Below are 25614 nucleotides of genomic sequence, written 5' to 3'. Positions count from 1 at the left end.
ATCGGGTGGATCTTCTCGTTGCTGGTTCTCGTGCCGTAACTCCGTGTGGTTGGGCGGAGTTGTGTGGGGGCGCGGGCAGGGCGCGGAGGGTGCGGTGAGGGGAGCGTTTCGTGGGTGGGATCACTCTGGCGCAGGAGGACGTGGAACTCGCGCCCCCGCGCGCCCCCGAGCCACCGCTTCCGCCCCCGGACGCCCCGCTCACCCCGCGCCGGGTCCGGCTGGTCTTCCTCGGGCTGATGCTCGCGCTGCTGCTCGCCGCGCTGGACCAGATGATCGTCGCCACCGCGCTGCCGAAGATCGTCGGCGAGCTGCACGGGCTGGACAAGATGTCCTGGGCCGTCACGGCGTATCTGCTCACCGCGACCATCGGACTGCCCGTCTACGGCAAGGCCGGTGACCTCTTCGGGCGCAAGGGCGTCTTCCAGTTCGCCATCCTGGTCTTCGTGGTCGGCTCCGCGCTGGCCGGCCGGGCCGGGAGCATGGACCAGATGATCGCCTACCGGGCGGTCCAGGGCGTCGGCGCCGGCGGGCTGATGATCGGCGTGCAGGCGATCATCGCGGACATCGTGCCGCCCCGTGAACGCGGCCGCTACATGGGCGCGATCGGCGCCGTGTTCGGGCTCGCCTCGGTGGCCGGGCCGCTGCTCGGCGGTTACTTCACCGACCACCTCTCCTGGCGCTGGTGCTTCTACATCAACGTGCCGTTCGGTCTGGTCACCCTCGCCGTCGTCGCCGTCGTCCTCAAGCTGCCCAAGCCCGAGCGCCGGGCCCGGCTCGACGTGCCGGGGGCGCTGCTGCTGGCCGCCGCCTCCACCTGCCTCGTGCTGCTGACGAGCTGGGGCGGCACCGAGTACGCGTGGGGCTCCCGTGTCGTCCTCGGGCTCGGCGCGGGGGCGGTCGTGGCGACCGTGCTCTTCCTGATCGCGGAGCGGTTCGCCGCCGAACCCCTCATCCCGCTGCGGCTGTTCCGGGACTCGGTGTTCAACGTCACCGCGCTGGTCGGACTGGTCATCGGCGTCGCCCTGTTCGGCGCGGCCAGCTATCTGCCGAGCTTCCTGCAAATGGTCGACGGGGTCTCGGCCACCGAGTCCGGGCTGCTGATGCTGCCGATGATGGCCGGGATCGTCGGCGCCTCCATCGTCTGCGGGCAGCTCATCAGCCGCACCGGCCGCTACAAGCCGTACCCGCTGCTCGGCAGCGCGCTGTCCGCCGTCGGCATGTGGCTGCTGTCCGGGCTCGGCACCGACACGCCCCGGCTGCACTACAGCATCTGGATGGCCGTTCTCGGCACGGGCATCGGCATGGTGATGCCCGTGCTCGTCCTCGCCGTGCAGAACGCCGTGCGCCCCGCCGACCTCGGCACCGCGACCAGCGCCAACAACTACTTCCGGCAGATCGGCGGCAGCGTCGGCGCCGCCGTCTTCGGCACGCTCTTCGCCCAGCGGCTCGGCGACGCCCTGCGCGACCGGCTACCGCGGAACGCGGGCCGCGGGCTGCCGGACCCCGAGTCGCTCACCCCGCAACTCGTGCGCACGCTCCCGCCCGCACTGCGCGACGCGTACGTGCGCGCCTACGCCGACGCGATGCCGCGCATCTTCCTCTATCTGGTGCCGGTCCTCGTCCTCGGGCTGCTCATCGCCTGCTTCCTCAAGGAGAAACCGCTGGTGTCCCACCCCACCCCCACCGACGCCCCCACCACCGGGCAGGTCCCGCCGGCCCGTCTCTCCTACGGTGCCGGGGTGCCCGTCTGCGGCAGCGTGCAGCATCCCGACGGCACCGTCGTGCCGCGTGCGGCGCTCACCCTCATCGACGTCACCGGTGCGCAGATCGGGCGCGGGGCGAGCGGGGAGGACGGACGGTACGCGCTGGCCACGCCCGGGCCGGGGGCGTACGTGCTGATCGCGGCGGCCGGCGGGCACCAGCCGCAGGCGGTGTCCGTGACGGTCGGCGAACGGCCGGTCGAACTCGATGTGGTGCTCGGGGGTGCGGGGCGGCTGGCGGGCAGTGTGCTCACCGCCGACGGGACGCCGGTGCGGGACGCGACGGTGACGCTCACCAACGCGCACGGGGAGGTCGTCGCGACGACACGGAGTGCGGCGGAGGGCGGCTATCTGATCACCGAGCTGGTGGCCGGCGAGTACACGCTCGCGGCGAGCGCGCCCGCCTTCCGGCCGGCGGCGCTGCCGGTCACCGTGCACGCGTCCCGGGAGACCCGGCAGGACGTCGAGCTCGCGGGTGGGGCGGTGTTGCGGGGGACCGTGCGGGCCGGGGGCGGGCGGCCGGTGGAGGATGCGAGGGTGACGTTGCTGGATGCGGCGGGGAACGTGGTGGACTCGGTGACGACGGGGGCGGACGGGGTGTTCCGGTTCGTGGACCTCTCGTCGGGGGAGTACACGGTGATCGCGGCGGGGTACCCGCCGGTGGCCACGGTGTTGCGGATGGCCGGGGGCGGCCGGACGGAGCGGGACCTGCACCTGGGGCATGAGGACTGAGGGTTCGCGGGACGTTTTCTCGCCCCCGCCGCCCCTACCCTTCCCGTCCCCTCAAGGGGCTCCGCCCCTTGGACCCCGGACGGGGCTTCGCCCCGTGCGCAGTTCCCCGCGCCCCTGACAGGGGCGCGGGGAACTGCGCAATCTTTTTGGGGGTCCGGGGGCTTGCCCCCGGAGGGACGGGAAGGGTAGGGGCGGCGAAAAAGAAGGACAGAACGCGTACCGTTTCGGCATGAAGATCCTCCTCAGCGCCGACATGGAGGGCGCCACCGGGGTGACCTGGCCCGCGGACGTGCTGCCCGGCACCGCCCAGTGGGAACGCTGCCGCACCCTGTTCACCGGCGACGTCAACGCCGCCGTCCAGGGGTTCTTCGAGGGCGGTGCCGACGAGGTCCTCATCAACGAGGCCCACTGGAGCATGCGCAACCTCCTCCTCGAACAGCTGGACGACCGCGTCGAGATGCTCACCGGCCGCCACAAGTCCCTCTCCATGGTCGAAGGTGTCCAGCACGGAGACGTGGACGGCATCGCCTTCCTCGGCTACCACGCCGGCGCCGGCATGGAGGGCGTCCTCGCCCACACCTACCTCGCCAACCAGATCACCGGCGTCTGGCTGAACGACGTACGCGCCAGCGAGGGCCTGCTCAACGCGCATGTCGCCGCCGAGTACGGCGTCCCCGTCGTGCTCGTCACCGGCGACGACGTGGCCTGCGAGGACGCCCTCGGCTACGCGCCCGAGGCGCTGAAGGTCGCCGTCAAGGACCACGTCTCCCGGTACGCGGCCGTCTGCCGCACCCCCGCCCGCACCGCCGCCGACATCCGCGCCGCCGCCAAGGAGGCGGCCGCCCTCGCCGTCCGCCACGCGCCCGCGCACGACGGACCGTTCACCGTCGCGCTGGAGTTCGACGCCGAGCACCTCGCCGCCGCCACCACCGTCGTCCCGGGCGTCGACCGCATCGGCGAGCGCAAGGTGGCGTACACCAGCGCCACCATGTACGAGGGCATCCGCACCTTCAAGGCGGTCACCACGATCGCCTCGGCCGCCGTGGAGGAGCAATATGGCTGACGTCGAACACACGGTGGGTCAGCGGGCGTTGGACGAAGTCGTCCGGTTCACCTCCGAGCTCATCCGTATCGACACCACCAACCGGGGCGGCGGCGACTGCCGTGAGCGGCCCGCCGCCGAGTACGCGGCGGCACAGCTCGCCGACGCCGGCCTCGAACCGGCGCTCCTGGAGCGCACCCCGGGGCGCGCCAACGTCGTCGCGCGCCTCGCGGGCACCGACCCCTCCGCCCCCGCCCTGCTCGTCCACGGTCATCTCGACGTCGTCCCCGCGCGGGCGGACGACTGGAGCGTGCACCCGTTCTCCGGCGAGGTGCGCGACGGCGTGGTCTGGGGGCGCGGCGCCGTCGACATGAAGAACATGGACGCGATGATCCTCGCCGTCGTCCGCGACTGGATGCGCGCGGGCGTACGCCCCCGGCGCGACCTCGTCATCGCGTTCACCGCCGACGAGGAGGCGAGCGCGGTGGACGGCTCCGGCTTCCTCGCCGACCACCACCCCGGCCTGTTCGAGGGCTGTACGGAAGCCATCGGCGAGTCCGGCGCGTACACCTTCCACGACGGCTCCGGGCGTCACCTCTACCCCATCGCGGCGGGGGAGCGCGGCACCGGCTGGCTCAGGCTCACCGCGCGCGGGCGCGCGGGGCACGGCTCCAAGGTCAACCACGACAACGCGGTCACCCGGCTCGCCGCGGCCGTCACCCGCATCGGCGAGCACCGCTGGCCGATGCGGCTCACCCCGACCGTCCGCGCCGCCCTCACCGAACTGGCCGCGCTGCACGGCATCGAGACAAGCCTGAGCGGTGCCGGGACCGACCCGAGCGGCACGGAGGACGCCGCCGCCGAGGTGGACGCCCTCCTGGAGAAGCTCGGCCCCGCCGCCGCCCTCGTCGAGGCCACCGTCCGCAACAGCGCCAACCCGACCATGCTGGAAGCCGGTTACAAGGTCAACGTCATCCCCGGCGAGGCCGTCGCCCACGTGGACGGAAGGTTCCTGCCCGGCGGCGAGGACGAGTTCCGCACCACCCTCGACCAGCTCACCGGCCCCGACGTCGACTGGGAGTTCGAGCACCGCGAGGTCGCCCTGCAAGCCCCCGTCGACTCGCCCACGTACGCGAAGATGCGCGCCGCAGTGGAGGAGTTCGCGCCCGAAGGACACGTCGTCCCGTACTGCATGTCGGGCGGCACCGACGCCAAGCAGTTCTCCCGGCTCGGCATCACCGGCTACGGGTTCGCCCCGCTCAGACTCCCCGAGGGCTTCGACTACCAGGCGATGTTCCACGGCGTCGACGAACGCGTCCCCGTCGAGGCGCTGCACTTCGGCGTCCACGTCCTCGACCGCTTCCTGCGCACCGCCTGAGGAGAGCCGCGACCATGGTGCACACCCTCCCCTACGGGACCTGGCCCTCGCCGATCGACGCGGCCACGGCCGCCGCGCACGACGGCCGGCCGGACCACGTCGGCTTCGTCGGCGACGAGCCCTGGTGGACCGAGCCCCGCCCCACCGAGGGCGGCCGCCGCACCCTCGTACGGCGCACCGCCGACGGCACCGAGGAGTCCGTACTGCCCGCGCCCTGGAACGTGCGCAGCCGGGTCCACGAGTACGGCGGCCACCCCTGGGCCGGGGTCATGCGCCTCGAGGGCCCGCTGGTGGTGTTCAGCGAGGGCGCGGACCAGCGGCTGTACGCCCACGAGCCCGACGCCCCCGGCGCCGTGCCGCGCCCGCTCACCCCGCTCTCGCCGGTCGGCGGCGGGCTGCGCTGGGTGGACCCCGTGATGCGTGTCGAGCGGGGCGAAGTGTGGTGCGTCCTGGAGGAGTTCACCGGCGAGGGGCCTTCCGACGTACGGCGGGTGGCCGTCGCCGTACCGCTGGACGGCTCCGCCGCCGAGGACCGCGCCGCAGTGCGCGAACTCACCCCCGCCCGGCACCGGTTCGTCACCGGCCCCCGCCTCTCGCCCGACGGGCGCCGCGCGGCCTGGCTCGCCTGGGACCACCCCCAAATGCCGTGGGACGGCACCGAACTCCTCGTCGCGGACGTCGGCGACGACGGCCTCCTGCACGACCCCCGCACGGTCGCCGGGGGCCCCGGGGAGGCCGTCGCCCAGGCGGACTGGGCCGCCGACGGCACCCTGCTCTATGTCTCCGACCGCAGCGGCTGGTGGAACCCGTACCGGCTCGACGAGGCCGGGCGCCACCACCCGCTCTGCCCGCGCCAGGAGGAGTTCGGCGGCCCCCTGTGGACGCTGGGGCAGCGCTGGTTCGCCCCGCTGGCGGACGGACCGGTCGCCGTCCTGCACGGGCGGGGCACCAGCGCGCTCGGCATCCTCGACCCGGGGACCGGCGAGGTCGTCGACGCCGCCGGGCCCTGGAACGAGTACCCCCCCACGCTCGCCGTGCACGGCAGCCGGATCGTCGGCGTCGGCGCGGGCCCGCGCAGCGCGCCCGCGGTGATCGAACTCGACGCGCGCACCGGGCACGCCCGTGTCATCGGCGCCGCGTCCCATGATCCCGTCGACCCCGCCTACTACCCCGAGCCGCAGCTCCGCACCTTCACCGGGCCCGCCGGGCGGGACATCCACGCCCGCCTCTATCCGCCGCACAACCCGGGGCACACCGCGCCCGGCGGTGAGCTGCCGCCGTACGTGGTGTGGGCGCACGGCGGTCCCACCAGCAGGGCGCCCGTCGTCCTCGACCTGGAGATCGCCTACTTCACCTCGCGCGGCATCGGGGTCGCCGAGGTCGACTACGGCGGTTCGACGGGGTACGGGCGGGAGTACCGCGAGCGGCTGCGGGAGCAGTGGGGCGTCGTCGACGTCGAGGACTGCGCTGCCGTCGCCCTCGCCCTGGCCGAGGAGGGCACCGCCGACCGGGGGCGGCTCGCCGTGCGGGGCGGCAGCGCGGGGGGCTGGACGGCGGCGGTGTCGCTGGCGACGACGGACGTGTACGCGTGCGGGGTGATCCGCTATCCGGTGCTGGATCTTCTCGGCTGGGCGGACGGCGGCACGCACGACTTCGAGTCGCGGTATCTGGAGGGGCTGGTGGGGCCGGTGGGGGCCGCGGCGTACACGGAGCGCTCGCCGGTGGAGCGGGCGGACGGGATCACGGTGCCGTTCCTGCTGATGCAGGGGCTCGACGACGTGATCTGTCCGCCGGAGCAGTGCGAGCGGTTGCTGGAGCGGATGGCGGGGCGGGGGGTGCGGTATGCGTATCTGACGTTCGAGGGGGAGGGGCACGGGTTTCGTCGTGCGGAGACGACGGTGCGGGCGTTGGAGGCGGAGCTGGGGTTGTACGGGGAAGTTTTCGGGTTGCGGGGGGTCCGGCGGCTGGGGTTGCGGGGCACGTGATCCGGGTTTTCCTCGCCCCCGCCGCCCCTACCCGTCCCATCCCGTCAAGGGGCTCCGCCCCTTGGACCCCGTACGGGGCTTCGCCCCGTTGCGCAGTTCCCCGCGCCCCTGACAGGGGCGCGGGGAACTGCGCAATCTTTTGGGGGTCCGGGGGCTTGCCCCCGGGTTGGGACGGGAAGGGGCGGCGGGGGCGAAGAAACTTGGGCGGTGCACGCCGCGTCGTACAGTGAACACGTGACCGTTCGTTATCTCGCCGAAGGCGACCGCGTGGGGATACGGCCGTTCTCCTACGACGACGCCGCCGAGTTCACCGGACGTGTCCGGGAGAGCAGGGCGTTGCACCGCCCCTGGCTGTTCCCACCCGACACCACTTCCGCCTACCGCGCCTACGCCGGCCGCCTCATCGACGACCCCGCCAAGGCCGGTTTCCTCGTCTGCGACCGCGCCGACCACACCCTCGCCGGTTACATCAACATCAACAACATCGTCCACGGCGCCTTCCTCAGCGGCGCCCTCGGCTACGGCGCCTTCGCCCACGCCGCCGGCCGCGGCCTGATGACCGAGGGCCTGAACCTCGTCGTCGCGCACGCCTTCACCACCCTCGGCCTGCACCGCCTGGAGATCAACGTGCAGCCCGGCAACGCCGCCTCCATCGCGCTCGCCCGCCGCTGCGGCTTCCGTCTGGAGGGCTACTCGCCCGACTTCCTGTTCATCGACGGCGCCTGGCGCGACCACGAACGCTGGGCCCTCACCGCCGAGAAGGCGCGGGCCGGGGCCGCCTTTGCCCAATCCTGACCGGAACGCCCCCTGGTCCGGGCGCCGACGGGCGGGTTCCATGACCGGGTGACGACGATCCGACGTGCCGCAGTGACCCTGCCCGCCGCCGACCTCGGCCCCGCCAACCCGCTGCCGCCCCTCACCCCGCTCGACGAGGCCCACCACGTCGACGAACGGGACCTCGAAGGGGCGCCCCGCGACATGGCCCGGCAGATCCGCTACGCCCCCCTCGACAGCGTCCTGCCCGCCCCCCTCCGGGACGGCTACGACAGACAACGCGCACCGCGCACGCTCGACGCACTCGTCCTGGAGAACGACCGGCTGCGCGCCACTGTCCTGCCCGGCCTCGGCGGCCGCGTCGTCTCCCTCCTGCACCTGCGCACCGGGCGCGAACTCCTCTACCGCAACCCGGTGTTCCAGCCCGCCAACTTCGCGCTCAACGGCGCCTGGTACTCCGGCGGCATCGAGTGGAACATCGGCGCGACCGGCCACACCACCCTCTCCTGCGCGCCCCTGCACGCCGCCCGCGTCACCGCCCCCGACGGCGGCGAGATGCTGCGGCTGTGGGAGTGGGAACGGCTGCGCGACCTGCCGTTCCAGGTCGACCTGTGGCTGCCGGACGGCTCGGACTTCCTCTACGCCGGCGTCCGCGTCCGCAATCCGCACGACCGCCCCGCGCCCGTGTACTGGTGGTCCAACATCGCCGTCCCGGAGGAGTGCCGGGTCCTCGCACCGGCCGACCAGGCGTGGCACTTCGGTTATGAGCGTCGGCTGCGCCGGGTGCCCGTGCCCGAGTGGGCGGGCGCCGACCGCTCGTACCCGCTCAACAGCCCCCACGCGGCGGACTACTTCTACGAGCTGCCCGAGGACGCCCGCCGCTGGATCGCCGCGCTCGACGACACCGGACGCGGCCTCGTGCAGACCTCCACCGCCGCGCTGCGCGGCCGCAAGCTGTTCGTCTGGGGCGCCAGGCCCGGCGGCCGGCGCTGGCAGGAGTGGCTCACCGAACCCGGCACCGGCGGCTACTGCGAGATCCAGGCGGGCCTGGCCCGCACCCAGCTGGAGCACGTACGCCTCGACGAGCGGGGCGAGTTCAGCTGGCTGGAGGCGTACGGGCCGCTCGCGGCCGACGCGGACGCCGTGCACGGCGCCGACTGGTCCGGGGCCCGGGCGGAGGTGGAGCGGCGGCTCGACGCGGTGCTGCCGCACGCGCGCGTCGCGGCGGCGTACGAGGCGTGGCTGCCCTGCGCCGACACCGAGCCCGGCGAGGTGCTCGCCGTCGGATCCGGGTGGGGTGCGCTCGAAGTGCTGTGCGCGGGGGAGAAGTTGCCGGGCACGCCGTTCGAGGAGAGCACGCTGGGTGAGGCGCAGGAACCGTGGGTGCGGTTGTTGCGGTCGGGGGTGCTTCCGGAGGCGGAGGTGCCCGGGGAGAGTCTCGTCGGTGCGCACTGGCGGGACATGCTGGAGACCGCGCCCGCGCGGCCGTTGACCGAGTACCACCTCGGCGTCGCCCAGTGGCACGCGGGTGACCGGGCGCAGGCCGTGCGCAGTTGGGAGCGGGCGCTGCGGTGCGGGGCCGTGCGGTGGCCGTCGCTGCGGTGTCTCGCCGTCGCCGACCGGGTGGCGGGGGACGGGGAGCGGGCCGCGGGGCGGTATGCGGAGGCGTTCGACGAGCTGTGCGGGGAGCGCGGTGCCGATGAGGCCGTCGTCGCGGCTGTGGGGCGGGAGGTGCTCGAGGCCCTGCTGGGGGTGGGGCGCGTGGCGGATGCCCGGGGGGTCTGGGAGCGGCTTCCGGAGCGGGTGCGCGAGCGGGGGCGGTTCCGGCTGCTCGGGGCGCGGCTGCTGCTCGCGGAGGGGGACCGGGCGGGGGCGCGGGCCGTGTTCGACGGCGGGGTGGAGGTGGCCGATCTGCGGGAGGGGGAGGAGGCGCTGGGTGAGCTGTGGGGGCGGGTCGCGGGCGAGGGGGAGTCGCTGCCCGCGCGCTACGACTTCCGGATGCGGGCGGGCGGCGACGGCGGCTGAGGTCCGGTCGGGTGGGTCAGGACGTCGCGGTGCGGTCCACGTACTCGAAGATCGAGCCGTCGGGGTGGCGGACGATCATGTTGCGCCCCGCGGGGGTGGGGACGGGGCCGGCGATGATCTGGGCGCCGAGGGCGGAGAGGTCGTGGTGGGCCTCCTCCACGTCCTTGACCGCGATGGTCGCGGTGACCTTGCGGAGGATGTCCAGCTCTGCCTGGGGGCCGCTCATGAGGAGGAAGAATCCTATGGCGGCGACCTTGACGCCTCCGCGTTCGAAGCGGAGGGCGGGGGCGGAGGCGATCCTCTCGTAGAAGGGGATCGACGTTTCCAGGTCGTCTACGCAGATGCGCAGCGTGGCTCCCATAATCTCCATGGGGGTCAGGGTAGTTGGGTGTTTTCGCCCCCGCCGCCCCTGCCCTTCCCGTCCTTGGCCCGGGGGCTGTGTCACGTGAGCCGCGGCAGCACCTTCGTGCGGTAGAAGTCGAAGAAGCCCCGTTGGTCGGGGCCTATCTGGTTGACGTAGACGCGGTCGAAGCCGGCGTCGGCGAAGGCGGTCAGGGCCTGGACGTGTTCGTCGGGGTTGTCGCCGCAGACGCGGTTCTCGCGGACCATGTCCTCCGTCACCAGCGGTTTGAGCTGCTCATAGTGTTTCGGGGAGGGGAGCACCTGGCCCATCTCGCCGGGGAGTTGTTCGTTGAACCACAGGTCGCGGACCGTGCGGACCGCCTCGTCCTTGTCGGTGCCGTAGCAGACCTTCGTGCCGCCGCTCACCGGCTTGGCGCCGCCGCCGCCCTTGCGGAACTGCTCGACCATCGACTCGTCCGGCATCATCGTGATGTAGCCGTCGCCCACCCGGGAGGCGAGTGACGTGGCCGCCGGGCCGAAGCCGGAGATGTCGATGGGCACCGGCTCGTCGGGGACCGTGTACAGGCGGGCGTTCTCCACGGTGTAGTGCGTGCCGTGGTGGCTGACCTCCTCGCCGGTGAACAGCCGCCGCATCACCTGGATGGACTCCTCCAGCATCTCCATCCGTACGTGCGCCGGCGGCCACGCGTCGCCGAGGATGTGCTCGTTGAGCGCCTCGCCCGTGCCGACGCCCAGCCGGAACCGTCCCCCCGTCATCACCGCGCTGGTCGCCGCCGCCTGCGCGACGACCGCCGGGTGCGTGCGGACCGTCGGGCAGGTCACCGCCGTCTGGACGGGCAGCGACACCGCCTCGGAGAGCGCCCCGATCACCGACCACACGAACGGGCTCTGGCCCTGCGCGTCGTGCCACGGGTGGTAGTGGTCCGAGATCCACAGCGCCTGGAAACCGGCCTGCTCGGCCATCCGCGCCTGGTCGATCAGATCCGCGGGACCGTGCTCCTCGCAGGAGAGGAAATAGCCGTACTCGGGCATGGGATACCTCCGCGACGGGGGTGGGGTCGGTCGTCCGTTCGGGTAACCGCCCCGCATACCGCGAAACGCGCCCCGCGTACCGCCGAACACGGCCCCGCGTACCGCCGACACGGCCCCGCCCCGGCCGGGCCACGTTTGGCCGCCCTGACCAGGGGGACGCGGAAAGTTCGAGCACCGGACACCTACACCACGGGGCACCAGCCCATGCCGACCACCGCCGGAGGCGAATCGTGAGCCGACCCCGCATTCTGATCATCGGAGCCGGATTCGCCGGCTACCAGACCGCCCGCACGCTGTCCAAGCTGGCCCGGGGCAAGGCCGACATCACCCTGCTCAACCCGACGGACTACTTCCTCTACCTCCCCCTGCTGCCCCAGGTGTCCGCCGGCATCCTGGAGGCCCGCCGGGTCACCGTCTCCCTCTCCGGCACCCTGCCGAAGGTGAAACTGGTGCTCGGCGAGGCCGACGGCATCGACCTCGACGCCCGTACGGTGCACTACACCAACCCCGAGGGCGACGAGGGCTCGCTCGGCTACGACCGGCTGGTGCTCGCCGCCGGCAGCGTCAACAAACTGCTGCCCATCCCCGGCATCGCCGAGCACGCGCACGGCTTCCGGGGCCTGCCCGAGGCCCTCTATCTGCGCGACCACATCACCCGCCAGGTCGAGCTGGCCGCCGCCTCCGACGATCCCGAGGCCTGCACCGCGCGCTGCACATTCGTGGTGGTCGGCGCCGGCTACACCGGCACCGAGGTCGCCGCGCAGGGGCAGATGTTCACCGATCAACTGGTGAAGGAGCACCCGCTGCGCTCCGGGATGCGCCCGCGCTGGCTGCTCCTCGACGTGGCGAAGAAGGTCCTGCCCGAGCTGGACGAACGGCTCTCCCGCACCGCCGACAAGGTGCTGCGCGAACGCGGTGTCGACGTGCGGATGGGCACCTCCGTGAAGGAGGCCACCTCCGAGGGCGTGCTGCTCACCGACGGCGAGTTCGTCGACACCCGCACCCTGGTGTGGTGCGTCGGCGTCCGCCCCGACCCGCTCGCCGAGTCCACCGGGCTCACCCTGGAGCGCGGCCGGCTGCTGGTCGAGCCCACGCTCCAAGTGCCGGGCCGGCCCGAGGTGTTCGCCTGCGGCGACGCGGCCGCCGTGCCCAATCTGGAGGACCCGGGCACGTTCTACCCGATGACCGCCCAGCACGCCTGGCGGCAGGGCAAGATCTGCGCCCACAACATCGCCGCCTCCTTCGGCCAGGGCGACCCGCGCCCCTACCGCCACCGTGACCTCGGCTTCGTCGTCGACCTCGGCGGGGTCAAGGCCGCCGCCAACCCGCTCGGCATCCCGCTGTCCGGCCTGCCGGCCGGCGCGGTCACCCGCGGCTACCACCTCGCCGCGATGCCCGGCAACCGGATCCGGGTCGCCGCCGACTGGCTCCTGGACGCCGTACTGCCGCGCCAGGGCGTCCAGTTGGGCCTCGTACGGTCCTGGTCGGTGCCCCTGGACACCGACTCGCCGGAGCTGGCCCGGATGCCCGGGGCCCCGGAGAAGCCGAGGAACGGCAAGAACGGCAGCGGGAAAAGCAGCAAGAACGCGAAGAACGGGAGCGAGAAGACGTCATGAACAACGAGCAACTGACCGAGCTCGCGCAGCAGTTGCGCGTCGACAGTGTGCGTGCCGCGGCCGCCGCCGGCTCCGGGCACCCCACGTCCTCGATGTCGGCCGCCGATCTGATGGCCGTCCTGCTCGCCCACCACCTGCGCTATGACTTCGAGCGCCCCCAGCACCCCGCCAACGACCGCTTCGTGCTCTCCAAGGGCCACGCCTCGCCGCTGCTCTACGCCGCGTACAAGGCCGTCGGCGTCGTCGACGACGAGGAACTGCTCACCTTCCGCAAGCAGGGCAGCCGCCTCGAAGGGCACCCGACGCCCCGGCAGCTGCCCTGGGTGGAGACCGCGACCGGCTCGCTCGGCCAGGGGCTCCCGGTCGGCGTCGGCATCGCGCTCGCCGGCAAGCGGCTCGACCACGCCGACTACCGGGTGTGGGTGCTGTGCGGCGACAGCGAACTCGCCGAGGGCTCCGTCTGGGAGGCCGCCGAGCACGCCGGCTACGAGAACCTGGCCAACCTCACCGCGATCGTCGACGTCAACCGGCTCGGCCAGCGCGGCGCCACCCGGCACGGGCACGACCTGGACGCCTACGCCCGCCGCTTCAAGGCCTTCGGGTGGCACACCGTGGAGGTCGAGGGGCACGACGTGGAGGCCGTCGACCGCGCCTTCGGCGAGGCCCGCTCCACCACCGGGCAGCCCACGGTGATCCTCGCCCGCACCCTCAAGGGCAAGGGCGTCGAGGCCACCGAGGACCGCGAGGGCCTGCACGGCAAGCCGGTGAAGGACGCCGACGAGGCCATCGAGGAGCTCGGCGGCGTCCGCGATCTGCGGGTCACGGTGCAGGCGCCGCCCGAGGCCCGCGCGCTGCACTCCGTGCCCACCGGCACCCCGGAGCTGCCCCGCTACGACAAGGGCGACGAGGTCGCCACCCGCAACGCCTTCGGCGAGGCGCTCGCCGCACTCGGCACCGCCCGCGGCGACGTCGTCGCCCTGGACGGCGAGGTCGGCGACTCCACCCGCGCGGAGTTCTTCGCCAAGGAGCACCCCGAGCGGTACATCGAGTGCTACATCGCCGAGCAGCAGCTGATCGCCGCCGCGGTCGGTGTCGCCACCCGCGGCTGGGTGCCGTACGCGTCGACCTTCGCGGCCTTCCTCTCCCGCGCCTACGACTTCGTCCGCATGGCCTCCATCAGCGGCGCCGGGATCTGCGTCAACGGCTCGCACGCGGGCGTCTCCATCGGCCAGGACGGGCCCTCGCAGATGGGCCTGGAGGACCTGGCGATGTTCCGGTCCGTGTACGGCTCGACGGTGCTGTACCCGTGCGACGCCAACCAGACCGCCAAGCTCACCGCCGCCATGGCCGGACTCGACGGCATCCGCTATCTGCGCACCTCGCGCGGCGAGGCCCCCGTGCTCTACGGGCCCGACGAGGAGTTCCCGGTCGGTGGCAGCAAGGTGCTGCGCTCCTCCGACGAGGACCGGCTCACCCTGGTCGCCGCCGGCGTCACCGTGCACGAGGCGCTGGCCGCCGCCGACACGCTGGCCGAGGCCGGCATCAAGGTCCGCGTCGTCGACCTGTACTCGGTCAAGCCCGTCGACCGGCGCACCCTGCGCGAGGCCGCCGAGCAGACCGGCTGCCTGATCACCGTCGAGGACCACCACGAGGAGGGCGGAATCGGGGACGCGGTCCTCGACGCCTTCGGCGACGGCCGCCCCGTACCCCGCCTGGTCCGGCTCGCGGTGCGCAACATGCCGGGTTCCGCGACACCGGAGGAGCAGCTGCACGCGGCGGGCATCGACGCGGAGTCGATCGCGGCGGCGGCCCGGCTGCTGGTGGAACAGGCCGTGGTGCGCTGACATGAGCGGCGGGCGGAGCGTACGGGCGGGGCGGCGCACCCTGGAGATCCACCGGCCGGACAAGGTGCTGTTCCCGCCGCCGGACGACGGGGACGGCCCGGAGTACACCAAGGCCGATCTGGTCGCGTACTACCGGGCCGTCGCCCCGTACCTGCTGCCGCAGCTGCGCGACCGGCCGCTGATGCTGGAGCGGTACCCGGACGGCGTCGGCGGGCCGCGCTTCATGCAGAAGAACGTCTCCGCGCACTACCCCGACTGGATCGCACGGGTCGAGGTGGCCAAGGAGGGCGGCACCGTCTGCCACCCGGTGTGCCAGGACACTGCCACCCTGGTGTACCTCGCCGACCAGGCGAGCCTCACCCTGCACCGCTGGCTCTCCCGGACCGGCCACCTCGACCGCCCCGACCGGCTGGTCTTCGACCTGGACCCGTCGGGCGAGGACGACTTCGCCCTGGTCCGGGAGGCCGCCCACCACCTCGGGGAACTGCTCGACGCGCTCGGGCTCCCCTCCGCGCTCATGACCACCGGTTCCCGGGGGCTGCACGTCGTCGTCCCGCTCAACGGGCGGCACGGCTACGACGAGGTGCGCGCGTTCGCCCGGGACGTCGCCGACACGCTCGCCACCGCCCACCCCGGCCGGCTCACCACCGCCGCCCGCAAGAAGGACCGGGGCGACCGGCTCTACCTTGACGTGCAGCGCAACGCCTACGCGCAGACCGCCGTCGCCCCCTGGAGCGTCCGCGCCCGGCCCGGCGCCCCCGTCGCCGCGCCGCTGTCCTGGGACCAGCTCGACGACCCCGGTCTGCACGCCCGCCGCTGGACCCTCGCCGACGCCGCCGACCAGGCCCGTACCGACCCCTGGCGCGGGCTGCTGCGCACGGGCCGCGCCCTGGGCCCGGCCCGCCGCCGGCTCGACGCCCTTCGCTGACCGCACTCTCCACAATCTCCCTGTCTCAAAACCGCCCGTACAGGTTTGCGAGAGAGACGTGGGGCATGCGCCTTACGAGGTGGCCATGTCGAACACATCCCATGCATCGAATTCACGAGATTCATCCGAAGAGCCCGACAAAAGAAAATCCATGACACCCATGGAAGTCGTGCGCAAGGGAAGCGCCCAGTTCGTGGAGCTCACCGGCCTGGAGGCCGAATCCGTGTCGTCGTTCACACGCACGGACGACGGCTGGAGCCTCGAGATCGAGGTCCTCGAGCTGTCCCGGGTCCCCGACACGATGAGCCTGCTCGCCAGTTACGAGGTGGAGCTCACGGCCGACGGGGACCTGGCCGGTTACCGGCGGGTCCGCCGTTACGAGCGGGGCCGGGCCGACCGGCGGTCGGGCGGCTGAGCGACCGCGCTTCCCCGCGGACACGAAACGTCACAGAAGGAGGCATCACCGGTATGACCGTAGTTCCGGCCCAGCAGTCCGGAGGTGGAGGCGGCTCCAGCGGCCTCTACGACGTCCTTGAGCTCGTCCTCGACCGGGGATTGGTGATCGACGCGTTCGTCCGTGTGTCCCTCGTCGGTATCGAGATCCTGAAGATCGACGTCCGGGTCGTCGTGGCCAGCGTCGACACCTATCTGCGCTTCGCCGAGGCCTGCAACCGGCTCGACCTGGAGTCGGGCCCCAACAAGAGCACCGGCCTGCCCGAACTCGTCGGCGAGATGACCGAGTCCGGCGCGCGCGGCAAGTCCAAGGGCGCCCTCTCCGGCGCCGCGCAGACCATATCCGACGCCTTCAGCCAGGCCCGTGACGAGAGCCGGGGCGACGAGGGCAAGAGCGAGTCGCGGCCGCGGGCCCGCAGGTCCGCCCCCGCGCGCAAGAAGGAGGAGTCGGAGTGAGCACGTACGTCTACGGCATCGCCGCGGGCTCGCACCCTTCGCTCCCGGAGGAACTGGCCGGCGTCGGCGACCCGCCGCGCCCGCTCAGGACCGTGACGGGCGGCGGACTGACGGCCATCGTCAGCGACGCCCCCGAGGGGCTGCGCCCCAAGCGCAGGGACCTGCTCGCCCACCAGACCGTTCTCAGCGAGGCGGGCGCGGGCGGTTCGGTGCTGCCGATGCGCTTCGGCAGCCTCGCCCCGGACGACGACGCCGTCGCCCAGGTGCTCGACGAGCGCGCCGAGCACTACCGGGAGCGGCTGACCGCCCTGGACGGCCGCGTCGAGTACAACGTCAAGGCCAGCCACGACGAGGAGGCGGTACTGCACCGGGTGATGTCCGAGAACCCGGACCTGCGCGCCCTCGCCGAGTCCAACCGACGCTCCGGCGGCGGCAGTTACGAGGACAAGCTGCGGCTCGGCGAGATGGTCGCGCAGGCCGTGCAACGCCTGGAGGCCATCGACGCCGGCGAGGTCCAGCGGCAGCTGGAGCCGGCCGCCGAGGCGGTCAGCCCGGGACCCGAGTCCACCGGCTGGCTCGCCAACGTCTCCTTCCTGGTGCCCCGCGACGCCTCCGCGCGCTTCGTGGAGGCCGTCGAGGAGGTCCGCAAGAACAACCCGCACCTCGAACTGCGGGTCAACGGGCCGCTGCCGCCCTACAGCTTCGTCGAGCCCGGCCCCGCCGAGCCCGCCGCGACGCCGACCGGCACGGTGGCGGCCGAGGAGTGAGCCATGGGACTGCTCAGCGAAGTCCTGCTGCTGCCGTTCGCGCCCGCGCGCGGCAGCCTCTGGGCGATCAGACAGGTGGTCGCCGAGGCCGAGCGCCAGTACTACGACCCGGCGAACATCCGGGCCGAGCTCGGCCGGCTGGAGCAGCGGCTGGAGGCGGGCGAGATCACTGAGGACGAGTTCGACACGCAGGAGGACGCGCTTCTGGACCGCATGGAGATCGGCATGGGCCGTACATCGTCGACAGACAACGGGACGGCATGATGAACCGAGTGGCTCTGGGCCTCGCCGTAGGGGCCGGGTACGTCCTTGGACGTACCAAGAAGATGAAGATGGCGTTTGCCGTCGGCACGCTTGTCGCGGGCAAGAAGATGCAGCTCAGCCCGCGCGCGGTGGCCGATCTGGTGAATCAGCAGCTGAAGAACAACCCGCAGTTCAAGGAGATCGGCGACCAGTTGCGGACCGATCTGCGCGGGGTCGGCAAGGCCGCCTCCGGCGCGCTCGTCGAACGGCAGATCTCCGGCATCGCCGACCGGCTGCACAACCGCACCGGTCAGCTCCGCGACCAGGTCTCCGGTGTCGCCTCCAAGGCCACGGACCTGCCCGGTACGGGCGGCGGCGGCCGGGAGGACGACGAGGAGTCCGAGGGGCGGGGCCGGGAGGACAGCGGGCCCGCCGAGGACCGCGACGAGCGCGCGGACCCGGGCTCCGACGAGCAGTCCGGCGACGACCGGGACGAGACCCCGCGCCGCCGGCCCGCGAAGAAGGCCCCCGCGCGGAAGGCGGCCAAGAAGGCGCCCGCCAAGCGGACGGCCGAGGGCGCCGGAGGCGCCGCGGGCGCGGCGAAGAAGACCGCGCGCACCGCGAAGCAGGCGCCCGCCAAGAAGGCCGCGCCCGCGAAGAAGACCACCGCGGCCAAGGGCGCCGCACGCCGTGCCACCGGCGGTCAGTCCGGTGAAGGGAGGCGGTGACCATGGCCGACACCGTGGGATCCGCGGCCGGGAAGGCGACGGGGGGCCTCTCCGGGGTCGCCCGGAGCGAGGCGGTCGACCGCCTCAAGAGCGAACTCCAGGGCTATCTCGGCGCCCAGGCCGAGCGCGCGCTGGCCGGACTCGGCCGCAAGCTCGGCGAGACGACCGGGAAGCTCAACGACATCGCCGAGGGCAACAGCCCCGGCTTGGCCCGGCTCGCCCTGGACGGCGGCCGCAAGCTCGCCGAGGGCAAGGGGCCGCTGCGCTCCGCCCTGGAGGTGGGCGCCGGCCGGGCCAAGGACAGCGTCACCGACGCGTTCAAGAACCTCACCGGAGGCAAGGGCAAGCGCAAGGGCGGCGGAGCGGGCCAGAAGCCCACCGTCATCCTGGAGTCCGTCGACGTGGGCGTGCCGCTGCGCACCGCCTACGACCAGTGGACGCAGTACCAGGACTTCAGCACCTTCGCCAAGGGCGTCAAGAGCGCGAACCGCGCCGACGACACCAGCTCCGACTGGCAGCTGAAGGTGTTCTGGTCCAACCGCAGCTGGAAGGCGAAGACGACCGAACAGGTGCCCGACGACCGGATCTCCTGGTCTTCGGAGGGCGCCAAGGGCACCACCAAGGGCGTCGTCTCCTTCCACTCGCTCGCGGAGAACCTCACCCGGGTGCTGCTGGTCATCGAGTACTACCCCAAGGGGCTGTTCGAGAAGACCGGCAACATCTGGCGCGCCCAGGGCCGCCGGGCCCGGCTCGACCTGAAGAACTACGTCCGCTTCCTCACCCTCAAGGGCGAGGCCTCGGACGGCTGGCGCGGCGAGATCCGTGACGGCGAGGTCGTGCGCAGCCACGAGGACGCGGTCGCCGAGGAGGAGGCCGACCAGCGGGCCGAGGGCGAGGAGGAACCGGAGGACGGTTACGAGGGCGCCGACGAGTCCCGGTCCGAGTCCGGGTCGGAGGAGCCGGAGGACTCCGCCGGTGAGCCCGAGGAGGGCTACGAGGACGAGGAGGAGGGCGCCTACGAGGAGGAGCCCGAGGCCGAGTACGAGGAGGACGACGCCGGGTACGACGAGGAAGGCACGGAGGACGCCGAGGACGCCGGGGACGCCGAGGACCGGGAGCCCGAGGAGGGCTACGAGGAGGAGACCGACGAGGTCGAACCCGAGTACGAGCCCGAGGGTGAGGCCGAGCCCGAGGACGAGCGCCTCGCCTCCGGGAGCCGGCGATGACGACCCCCGCGAGATTCCCCGACCCCTACGGGGGCCCCTCGAGCGGCGCCAACCTGGCCGACATCCTCGAACGGGTGCTCGACAAGGGTGTGGTGATCGCGGGCGACATCAAGATCAACCTGCTCGACATCGAACTGCTCACCATCAAGCTGCGCCTCGTCGTCGCCTCCGTCGACAAGGCCAAGGAGATGGGCATCGACTGGTGGGAGAGCGACCCGGCGCTGTCCTCCCGTGCCCGCCACGACGAGCTGCGGCGGGAGAACGCCGAGCTGCGCGCCCGACTGGAGCGGCTGGAGGGTGGTACTCACGGCGGGGAGCAGGAGCTCGCCGAGGGTGCCGCCCCCCGCACCCCCCGCAGGGAGGAGTCCCCATGACCGCGCTGCGGTACGTCTACGCCGTCTGCCGCCCCCTCACCGCCCCCCTCCAGGCCGAGCTGAGGGGGGTGGCGGGCGCTCCGGCGCGCCAGCTGGAGCACCACGGCCTGATCGCCGTCGTCAGCCAGGTCCCGGAGTCCGACTTCGCCGAGGAGGCGCTGCGGACCCGGCTGGAGGACCTGGACTGGCTCACGGCCACGGCCCGCGCCCACCAGAACGTCATCGACGCGCTCACCGGCGTCACCACCCCGCTGCCGCTGCGCATGGCCACCGTGTTCCGCGACGACAGCGCCGTCCGCGTGATGATGGAGAAGCGCGAGGACGCGTTCCGGCACGCCCTCGACCGGCTGGACGGCCGCGTCGAATGGGGCGTCAAGATCTTCATGGAGAACCCGGACGAGGACGCGGGCGGTGACGGGGGCGCGGCCGCGGAGGCCGGCACCGGAACTCCGGCCCCGAAGGCCAGGTCCGGACGGGATTACCTGCGGCAGCGCCGTATGCGCACCACGGCCCGCGAGGAACAGTGGCAGAAGGTCGAGGAATTCGCCCGCCGACTGCACGAAAAACTTTCCGCGCAGGCCGAGGATTCCCGGCTGCACGCCCCGCAGAACCCCCAGCTTTCCGGGGCCTCGGGCCGTAACGTGCTGAATGCCGCCTATCTCGTGCCGCGGGCGCGTTCCGAGGAATTCGTGACGCTGGTCGACCGCACGAAGGACGACACCGCCGGAATTCGCGTCGAACTGACCGGGCCGTGGGCGGCGTACTCGTTCACCGGGCTCGCCGACGAGAGCACGGGGGAGCGGACGTGACGGTCGTCGAACGCCGGGAGATCGCGCTGGTCGACCTGCTCGACCGGCTGCTCGCGGGCGGCGTGGTGATCACCGGGGACATCACCCTGCGCATCGCCGACGTCGACCTCGTGCGCATCGATCTCAACGCCCTGATCAGCTCCGTCAACGAGAACGTCCCCTCGCCCTGGCCGGAGGCCGAATGACCATGACCGACAGGGACAGCGGTGGCGAGACCGGCGGCCGGCGCAGCGGCCGGCGCAGCGGCGGGATCGGCGGCGGGATCGGCGGCGGCTCCCACGATGGGGCCGACCCGGTGCCCGCGCGCGACGGGCGGCCGCGCCGCCGGATGGAGCTGGAGCCCGACACCGTCGAGCGCGACCTCGTCAAGCTGGTGCTGACCGTCGTCGAGCTGCTGCGCCAGCTCATGGAGCGGCAGGCGGTGCGCCGGTTCGACACCGGGGACCTCACCGAGGACCAGGAGGAGCGCATCGGGCTGACGCTGATGCTGCTCGAGGACCGGATGGCCGAGCTGCGCGACCGCTACGGCCTGCGGCCCGAGGACCTCAACCTGGATCTCGGGCCGCTCGGCCCGCTGCTGCCGCGCGACTGAACCGCCGTTCCCGCACGACCGAGCCCCCGCGGGAATTCCCGCGGGGGCTCGGTCGCACTTTCCGTTACCACCTATACCATCGGCCACGGGAGCCGGAGGAACTCGTACCGCGCACCAGGAATCCCAGCAGCCAGACCACCAGAACCACGAGCGCGATCCACCAGAGGATTTTCACCGCGAAGCCGGCACCGAAGAGAATGAGGGCCAGCAGAAGAACCAGCAGAATGGGAACCATGATTGTTGTACCTCCTGCGGTTCTTATTGCCCCTAACTCCCCGTTCAGACTTCCTTGCGGGCCAGAATTTCCGCGTGCAGAACGGCGAACCAGCCGTCGGTGCTGCGCCCCCACTCCCGCCACGCCTCCGAGACCGCCCGCAGCTCCTCCTCGGTCGCGTGACCGCCCGAGGTGGCGCGGTCGGCGTACGCGGAGGCGACGGTGCGGTCCGCCCACAGTCCGCTCCACCAGGCCCGCTCCTCCTCGGTGGCGAACGTCCAGGTGCTCGACGTGGCGGTCACGTCGGTGAGCCCGGCCGCCAGGGCCCAGGAGTACAGCCGCCGCCCGGCGTCCGGCTCGCCCCCGTTGGCGCGGGCCACCCGGCGGTACAGATCCAGCCAGTCGTCCAGACCGGGCACCAGCGGGTACCAGGTCATCGCCGCGTAGTCGGAGTCCCGTACGGCGATGAACCCGCCGGGCCTGGTGACCCGCACCATCTCGCGCAGCGCCTGGACCGGGTCGCCGACGTGCTGGAGCACCTGGTGCGCGTGGACCACGCAGAACGTGTCGTCCGGGTAGTCCAGGGCGTGGACGTCCGCGACCGCGAAGTCGGTGTTGTCCAGGCCGCGTTCGGCCGCCGCGGCCCTGGCCCTCGCCACGATCTCCGGGGCGCGGTCGACGCCGGTGACATGGCCGTCGGGGACCCGTTCCGCCAGGTCCGCGGTGATGGTGCCGGGGCCGCAGCCGATGTCCAGGATCTTCATGTGGGGCTTGAGCGACCCCAGCAGGTAGCCCGCCGAGTTGGCGGCGGTCCGCCAGGTGTGCGAGCGCAGCACGGACTCGTGGTGGCCGTGCGTGTAGACGGCGGTCTCCCGCGGTTTCGACATGGCGTCTCTCCCCTTCACGACGTACGGACGTACGGGTACACGACGTGCCGCCCCGCGGCGCCGAGGCCGCGGGACGGTACGTGACACCGTATGCCGCTCACCGCATGGTGAGACGAGTTGTCTTGAATAGTGGAATCAATTGGGTTCAGGAGAGCGGGCGGTAGACCGTCAGGGCCTCCGGCTGCTTGAACAGCGTGACCGTGCCCGCCACCTCGGTGACCTCGCCGTCGTACGCGAGCAATGTGCCCGGCGCGACCCCGTCGAGGCGCAGCCGCCGCACCCGTACGGCGGCGTGCGCGGGGGAGCGGGTGAGCGGGCCGGCGGCGGCCGCGGACAGCAGCCGCAGCGCGGGGCGCCGGCCGCCGTGCACGACCCGCACGTCGAGCTTGCCGTCCGCCAGGTCGTAGCGGCGGCCGGGCGCGAGGCCCAGCCGGTGGTAGGTGCCGTTGCCCGCGAACAGCAGCCACAGCGGGTGCGCACGGCCCCGGATCTCGGCCTGCAACGGGTGCCGGTCGGCGCGCAGCACCTTCAGCGCGGCGAGCAGTCCGGCCGGCCAGGCGCCGATCCGGTGCGACCAGCGCTCCCGCTCGCGCACCAGCTCCGGGTAGACGCCCAGGCTGAGGGTGTTGACGAAGACGCCGTCCCGCTCCGGCGTCGACCAGCGGCCCACGTCGACGCGGACGGCGTCGCCGCGCTCCAGGGCGCGGGCCAGATCGCGGACGTCCTCGATGCACAGGTCCTGGGCGAAGTGGTTGAGGGTGCCGCCGGGCACGACCGCCAGCGGCAGCGCGTGGCGGACGGCGACCTGGGCGGCGGCGTTCACCGTGCCGTCGCCACCGCACACGCCGAGCACCCGGGCGCGGGCCGCCGCCTTCTCCAACTCGTCGGCGACCTCCGACGGTTCGCACTCCACCGTCTCGGCGCGCGGCAACAGCTCCATGAGGTCCCGGACGCGGTCCGAGGTGCCCGAGGCGCGGTTGGCGACGATCACCAGGCCCTCGCCGGCGGGCAGCGCGGGCGCGTCCGCGCGGGGCCGGCCGGGGGCGGGGAGCTGGTCGCGGGTGGGCACCAGACCGCGTACGGCGAAGGCGGCGCCGACGCCCAGGGCGGCGCCGGCGAGGACATCGCTGGGGTAGTGCACTCCGGTGTACACGCGGGAGACCGCGACCGCGGTCGCCAGCGGCGCCACCGCCGCGCCCAGGCCGCGCGACTCCAGCGCCACGCCGGCGGCGAAGGCGGCGGCCGAGGCGGAGTGGCCGGAGGGGAAGGAGGTGGTGAACGGCTGCTGCTTGAGCCGGCGGGAGAGCGGGACGGGGTCGAGAACCGGGCGGGTGCGGCGGACCGAGCGTTTGCCGAGGGTGTTGATCGTGGCGGAGGCGAGGGCGAGGGAGGCGAGGCCGCGGGCGGCGGCGCGGCGGCCGCGGGGGGTGCGGGTGGCGGTGAGGGCGGCGGCTGTGGCGAGCCAGAGCACGCCGTGGTCGGCGAGGTGGGTGAGGCGGGGGAGGGTGGCATCGGCGCCGGGCCAGTGGCGGGTGGCGATGGCTTCGAACAGGCGGCGGTCGGCTGCGAGCAGGCGGTCCCGGAGGAGGTGACGGCCCGGGGGCCGGACGGTCAGATCGACATCAGGGCTCATGCGAACCGCCTACCCGGCGGGGGAGGTTGTGTGTATGGCGGGTGCGGGGAGGGTTTTCCCGCCCCCGCCGCCCCTGCCCGTCCCGTCCTCAAGGGGCTCCGCCCCTTTGACCCCGGACGGGGCTTCGCCCCGTTGCGCGCCCACGCGGCGGAGCCGCATGGTGACACAGCCCCGCGCCCCTGACAGGGGCGCGGGGAACCGCGCGATCTCTTCGGGGGTCGGAAACGTGGGGGTTACTTCCAGCGGAGGAGGGCGCCGAGGCCGCCGACGGGGGCTTCCGTCGGGGTCTCCGGTTCCGCCGGGGAGACCGAGATCGCGGGCGCGCCCGTCATCACGGCCGCCCGCACCAACGCGTCGTCCGCCCGCGCGGCCCACGAATGCTGCTCACCCAGCGTCTTCAGCTCCGTCCGCCGCACGGCCACCTGATCCGCGTCCTCCCCGATCCACACCTCCTGGTGCGCGTCCGCCCCGTCCGGCCGGACCAGCAACTCGTCGATGCGGTGCTCCCGGGCGGCCTCGATCACCGCCGGCACCCCCTCGACGGCCAGCGCCCGCCCCTCCTCGTCCGGCGCCCGCGCCGCCAGGAACCGCTCCAGGTCCTCCTCCGCCCGGTGCCGTACATGCTCCGCGCGGATGCGTTCGACGTCCTCGTCGAGGAGCCGGCTGCCCGGCCCGTGCGACGCCTCCACCGTCCGCTCCCGCACACCCTGCGGCAGCCGCTCGTGCACACTGCGCCGCTCCCGGTCGTCACCGACGAGGATCACCAGATCCGCCCCGGTCTCCTCCCGGCACGCCGCCAGCGCCTCGGCGACCTCCCCCGCGTTGTGCTCCCAGGTGTTCTCCACCGCGAGCTGGAAGTGCCGCTCGGACCAGTCCACCGAACGCGTCCGGTGGATCGGCCACTGCCGCCCGGTCACCGACCCGGCGTCCTCGCGGCCCAGCGCCCCGCGCAGCTCGAAGTCGGCGCCCCGGCGGTCGATGTACGCCACCACGCACACCGGATCCTCACCGGCCAGCTCCAGCAGTGGCGTCGTCCGCGGCAGCGGGGCCCAGCGGGCGGAGGAACCGCCGGCCGGCCGCTCGGCCAGCGGCGGATCGAGCACCACCTCGCCACCGCGCGCGAACAGCGCCCTGCCGTGCGGCTCCGACGAGTGCCGCAGCTCCTCGACGGCCGACCGCACCGCCTGGCAGGTCGCCTCGTCCGCACCCTGGCCGGCCAGCTCCTGGGAGAGGGCCTGGGCGGTCAGATGGCGTTCGTGCGGCGTCGACTCCGTGTGCCGCGAGGTGTCCACGTACACGGAGGCCCAGGGGCCGGGCTGTTCGTACAAGGGATGCAGAAAGGCGAGATCCATGGCTCCCTCCCGGGTGCCGCTCGGAGGTATTGCGTCCGGAGCGGGTACCCGCACGGCATGAACGAACACGACGAGCGGGACACCGCGACGACCGGAGTCGCCCCGGACCGATTCAGTGAGGACCAGCTCATGAAGGAGCTGGAGACCATCCACCGCACACGCCACGACACCCTGCTGCACGGCTCGGACGACGCGCTGCGCGCCCACAACGAGCGCATGGCGCAGCTGGAGGGCGAGTATCTGCGCCGCCATCCGCGCCGGCTGGTCTCCGCCGGCCGCACCCGGGAGGGCGCCCGGGAACGCGGCTGCGCGGACGGCGCGGCACCGCACTGACGCCGCGGAGACGTGGCCGGCACACACGGCGGAGGCGGTGGCCGGCACGCACGGCGGAGGCGGTGGCC

The 25614-nt window shown here is 73.1% G+C and carries 26 protein-coding genes; 20 read left to right on the top strand and 6 right to left on the bottom strand.

The window, feature by feature from the left end; all coding sequences use genetic code 11:
* The first annotated feature begins 110 nt into the window (after nt 1–110).
* The 6 genes from IO29_RS32430 to IO29_RS32405 all read left to right on the top strand — a co-directional run bounded on the left by IO29_RS32430 (nt 111) and on the right by IO29_RS32405 (nt 9696).
* Complete coding sequence (locus IO29_RS32430) at nt 111–2492, top strand: MFS transporter (RefSeq protein WP_030378316.1); 2382 nt, start codon at nt 111–113, stop codon at nt 2490–2492.
* A 229-nt stretch (nt 2493–2721) separates the two neighbouring features.
* Nucleotides 2722–3555 (top strand): M55 family metallopeptidase, encoded by an 834-nt coding sequence (locus IO29_RS32425; RefSeq protein ID WP_030378317.1) that lies wholly within the window; start codon nt 2722–2724, stop codon nt 3553–3555.
* A complete protein-coding gene (locus IO29_RS32420) occupies nt 3548–4912 on the top strand; it encodes a M20/M25/M40 family metallo-hydrolase (RefSeq protein WP_030378318.1) in 1365 nt (454 codons plus the stop codon). Before IO29_RS32425 ends, IO29_RS32420 begins: the two co-directional genes overlap by 8 nt.
* A gap of 14 nt (nt 4913–4926) precedes the next feature.
* A complete protein-coding gene (locus tag IO29_RS32415; RefSeq protein WP_030378319.1) occupies nt 4927–6897 on the top strand; it encodes a prolyl oligopeptidase family serine peptidase in 1971 nt (656 codons plus the stop codon).
* Nucleotides 6898–7131: 234 nt separating this feature from the next.
* Complete coding sequence (locus tag IO29_RS32410; protein WP_030378320.1) at nt 7132–7692, top strand: GNAT family N-acetyltransferase; 561 nt, start codon at nt 7132–7134, stop codon at nt 7690–7692.
* Between the two features lie 48 nt (nt 7693–7740).
* Complete coding sequence (locus IO29_RS32405; protein ID WP_030378321.1) at nt 7741–9696, top strand: DUF5107 domain-containing protein; 1956 nt, start codon at nt 7741–7743, stop codon at nt 9694–9696.
* Nucleotides 9697–9712: 16 nt separating this feature from the next.
* On the opposite strand, the gene IO29_RS32400 is transcribed toward IO29_RS32405, so the two are convergent.
* Both IO29_RS32400 and IO29_RS32395 read right to left on the bottom strand, forming a co-directional pair.
* Nucleotides 9713–10066 (bottom strand): VOC family protein, encoded by a 354-nt coding sequence (locus IO29_RS32400; protein WP_030378322.1) that lies wholly within the window; start codon nt 10064–10066, stop codon nt 9713–9715.
* Between the two features lie 71 nt (nt 10067–10137).
* On the bottom strand, nt 10138–11091 hold the full coding sequence (locus tag IO29_RS32395) for an LLM class F420-dependent oxidoreductase (RefSeq protein ID WP_030378323.1): 954 nt from the start codon (nt 11089–11091) through the stop codon (nt 10138–10140).
* 230 nt (nt 11092–11321) lie between these two features.
* On the opposite strand from IO29_RS32395, the gene IO29_RS32390 reads away from it, so the two are divergent.
* The 13 genes from IO29_RS32390 (at nt 11322) to IO29_RS32330 (ending at nt 21127) form a co-directional block, all read left to right on the top strand.
* Nucleotides 11322–12707, top strand: coding sequence for an NAD(P)/FAD-dependent oxidoreductase (locus IO29_RS32390; protein ID WP_234307427.1), 1386 nt, complete (start codon nt 11322–11324; stop codon nt 12705–12707).
* Entirely contained in the window at nt 12704–14551 is a 1848-nt protein-coding gene (locus tag IO29_RS32385; protein WP_030378325.1) for a transketolase, read from the top strand. Before IO29_RS32390 ends, IO29_RS32385 begins: the two co-directional genes overlap by 4 nt.
* A gap of 1 nt (nt 14552) precedes the next feature.
* Nucleotides 14553–15479, top strand: coding sequence for a non-homologous end-joining DNA ligase (gene ligD, locus IO29_RS32380; RefSeq protein WP_030378326.1), 927 nt, complete (start codon nt 14553–14555; stop codon nt 15477–15479).
* Nucleotides 15480–15564: 85 nt separating this feature from the next.
* The gene (locus IO29_RS32375; RefSeq protein ID WP_078618119.1) at nt 15565–15894 is read left to right on the top strand and encodes a gas vesicle protein GvpO; all 330 of its coding nucleotides are present in this window, start codon (nt 15565–15567) and stop codon (nt 15892–15894) included.
* 53 nt (nt 15895–15947) lie between these two features.
* Entirely contained in the window at nt 15948–16388 is a 441-nt protein-coding gene (locus tag IO29_RS32370) for a gas vesicle structural protein GvpA (protein WP_030378328.1), read from the top strand.
* Entirely contained in the window at nt 16385–17155 is a 771-nt protein-coding gene (locus IO29_RS32365; protein ID WP_030378329.1) for a GvpL/GvpF family gas vesicle protein, read from the top strand. The genes IO29_RS32370 and IO29_RS32365 overlap by 4 nt, the downstream gene beginning before the upstream one ends.
* A gap of 3 nt (nt 17156–17158) precedes the next feature.
* On the top strand, nt 17159–17419 hold the full coding sequence (locus IO29_RS32360; RefSeq protein WP_030378330.1) for a gas vesicle protein GvpG: 261 nt from the start codon (nt 17159–17161) through the stop codon (nt 17417–17419).
* Nucleotides 17419–18126 (top strand): hypothetical protein, encoded by a 708-nt coding sequence (locus tag IO29_RS32355; RefSeq protein ID WP_030378331.1) that lies wholly within the window; start codon nt 17419–17421, stop codon nt 18124–18126. The genes IO29_RS32360 and IO29_RS32355 overlap by 1 nt, the downstream gene beginning before the upstream one ends.
* Nucleotides 18127–18128: 2 nt before the next feature.
* A complete protein-coding gene (locus tag IO29_RS32350; protein ID WP_030378332.1) occupies nt 18129–19352 on the top strand; it encodes an SRPBCC family protein in 1224 nt (407 codons plus the stop codon).
* On the top strand, nt 19349–19726 hold the full coding sequence (locus tag IO29_RS32345; RefSeq protein WP_030378333.1) for a gas vesicle protein: 378 nt from the start codon (nt 19349–19351) through the stop codon (nt 19724–19726). Before IO29_RS32350 ends, IO29_RS32345 begins: the two co-directional genes overlap by 4 nt.
* Nucleotides 19723–20535 (top strand): GvpL/GvpF family gas vesicle protein, encoded by an 813-nt coding sequence (locus IO29_RS32340; protein WP_030378334.1) that lies wholly within the window; start codon nt 19723–19725, stop codon nt 20533–20535. Before IO29_RS32345 ends, IO29_RS32340 begins: the two co-directional genes overlap by 4 nt.
* Complete coding sequence (locus IO29_RS32335) at nt 20532–20720, top strand: gas vesicle protein (RefSeq protein ID WP_030378335.1); 189 nt, start codon at nt 20532–20534, stop codon at nt 20718–20720. The genes IO29_RS32340 and IO29_RS32335 overlap by 4 nt, the downstream gene beginning before the upstream one ends.
* Before the next feature lie 143 nt (nt 20721–20863).
* Nucleotides 20864–21127 carry a gas vesicle protein K gene (locus IO29_RS32330; RefSeq protein WP_030378336.1) on the top strand — a complete coding sequence of 88 codons (264 nt, stop codon included), beginning with the start codon at nt 20864–20866 and terminating at the stop codon, nt 21125–21127.
* 64 nt (nt 21128–21191) lie between these two features.
* Here the strand turns inward: IO29_RS32330 and IO29_RS32325 are convergent, their stop codons facing one another.
* From IO29_RS32325 to IO29_RS32310, 4 genes are all read right to left on the bottom strand, one after another.
* A complete protein-coding gene (locus IO29_RS32325; protein ID WP_006142940.1) occupies nt 21192–21362 on the bottom strand; it encodes a hypothetical protein in 171 nt (56 codons plus the stop codon).
* Between the two features lie 44 nt (nt 21363–21406).
* Nucleotides 21407–22228: a methyltransferase domain-containing protein gene (locus IO29_RS32320; protein WP_030378337.1), complete on the bottom strand. Its 822-nt coding sequence runs from the start codon at nt 22226–22228 to the stop codon at nt 21407–21409.
* 145 nt (nt 22229–22373) lie between these two features.
* A complete protein-coding gene (locus IO29_RS32315; RefSeq protein ID WP_030378338.1) occupies nt 22374–23861 on the bottom strand; it encodes a bifunctional phosphatase PAP2/diacylglycerol kinase family protein in 1488 nt (495 codons plus the stop codon).
* A 233-nt stretch (nt 23862–24094) separates the two neighbouring features.
* Nucleotides 24095–25213, bottom strand: coding sequence for a baeRF2 domain-containing protein (locus IO29_RS32310; protein WP_030378339.1), 1119 nt, complete (start codon nt 25211–25213; stop codon nt 24095–24097).
* A gap of 57 nt (nt 25214–25270) precedes the next feature.
* Between IO29_RS32310 and IO29_RS32305 the strand changes: the two genes are divergently transcribed.
* Entirely contained in the window at nt 25271–25546 is a 276-nt protein-coding gene (locus tag IO29_RS32305) for a DUF6158 family protein (protein WP_030378340.1), read from the top strand.
* The last annotated feature ends 68 nt before the right edge of the window (nt 25547–25614 follow it).

The sequence above is a fragment of the Streptomyces sp. NRRL F-6676 genome, assembly GCF_000725625.1.
In the GTDB taxonomy this organism is placed as follows: domain Bacteria; phylum Actinomycetota; class Actinomycetes; order Streptomycetales; family Streptomycetaceae; genus Streptomyces.
This window is presented reverse-complemented; position numbering and strand designations above follow the sequence as displayed.